Here is a 1,661-nt window from a genome sequence, read left to right on the forward strand (position 1 = left end):
CACAGCACTTTAAATTTTGTTGTTTTTACGAGAGATTTTTAAGCAAAATCTCTCGTTTTCTGCTATAATTGTTCTAACTTAACGAAATTTTCTGGATTTCATGGCATGCTAAATGGGCTACTGGAATTCGGTGTGCTAGACTAAATTCCACCAGCCACATTTGAAAAATGTGAAAAGTTTACATCCAGTCTGACAGCAGATTTCGATTAGTTGATTAGTGGTTGAAGCGTATCAGCTTAGGCGTCAGATTGACCTCGTCAGGAGCAATCCGCTTAAGCTGAAATGCTTTTAAAACATCTTCGCCAAGGGTCTCCAGGGCAAGATCGTATGGAGTTCGTCCATTGAGACTCTCTCTTGGGGTTGAATTGATATGATTTACAATAAGGTTCACATCCCATTGTGTCAGGAATTCAAAGGATGTACCTTTTGGCAGTATCATGCGGAGCATGGTATGAGCCTGCTCGATGCCCCCTTTTTGCCCACTGCGCATTGGATCACAATAATAGATACTGGTTCGTTGTATTCTGTTTATACCAGTTTCTAAGGCGACTGGATCTCCAAATTCTGAGCCGCGGTCTGTTAATACATTTTCAAAAACTGAGATGAACTCATAGGTTCCCATACGCTTTTCAAGGCGGTCAAATATAAGCCGGACTGCACCTTTTGTGCAACGGTTAACCAAAAAGGCAAGAAACAGTTTCTCTTTTGTAAAAAACAAGGTCAACAGGGCTTTCTTTGAGTCCCTGGAAGATTTGACCGTATCCATTTCAACAAAGGATTCCAGACTCAAAGAACAGAAGTCAGAATAAGTTCTATTAATGAATGCTGAACGGTCTGTGATCTGTGTTTTATGACATTTTCTTGGTTTGAATTTAGCCTGCCTTTTCAGATCTACATTTCTGGCAGTGAATAATCCTTTATCAATGTATGTATACATAGAACGGACAGACATATCGAGTTCCGGATGATTTGCCAGAATCTGATATGGGGACTGTCCCTGTTCAATAAGAGGAGTAATGATCTGATCTTTCTGATGCAGTTGCTTTTTTGACATATTTATTCCGGATCGTGAGCCTGTTAGTAATTCTCGATATTTTCTATCTGCAAATCTGGCATCATAACGATACTTATGTGCGATTGTGCAATGATTTATCTTCTTAGGACATCCGTTACATACATATGGAGCTTTATCAAGCCTTTTACAGCGTTCTTTCTCGAAATCTCTACAGGTCTGATTGCATGTTGGACAGGAAGTACATTTAATACCACAAAGAAGTATCTTTCCACAGACATTGGTCTTTTTACAATGGTAACGATGGGTGCAAAAGTTTCTGGCATTATAAAAAGTTCCTTTGTGATACCAATCAGAAAGGCGGTGAGCACGTACTTCTTTGGATATGGTAGTTGGGTCTTTGCAAAGGAATGCTGCAATGTTTTTAAAAGAGGTTCCTTTTGCCAATTCATTTTCGATATAAACTCTATCTTCTAAAGTAAGGTGTTTCTGATTTCCTGGTATATATTTACTCATAATACTTCTCCTTCTACTGCTGTCAGAAGGAGCTATAACCATAGCACTATTTGTATGCAAGAGTAAATATCTACTGTGTTAGAGTAAATTCCACCGCATAAGCGGGCGGTGGAATTTAAAGTTTCATTTTAGG

Annotated in this window: 1 protein-coding gene; it reads right to left on the reverse strand. The window is 39.0% G+C overall.

Going from position 1 to position 1,661, the window contains the following annotated elements:
• Positions 1-214: 214 nt before the first annotated feature.
• Positions 215-1,528, reverse strand: a complete 1,314-nt coding sequence (locus G5B11_RS18595) for an IS30 family transposase (protein WP_173729320.1) — start codon at positions 1,526-1,528, stop codon at positions 215-217.
• Positions 1,529-1,661: the final 133 nt, after the last annotated feature.

The organism is Blautia glucerasea (assembly GCF_013304385.1).
Lineage (GTDB): Bacteria > Bacillota > Clostridia > Lachnospirales > Lachnospiraceae > Blautia_A > Blautia_A ammoniilytica.

What these genes read in the sequence shown, in the direction of transcription:
- G5B11_RS18595 (WP_173729320.1), bottom strand. Translation starts at nt 1,528, where the DNA reads ATGAGTAAATATATACCAGGAAATCAGAAACACCTTACTTTAGAAGAT.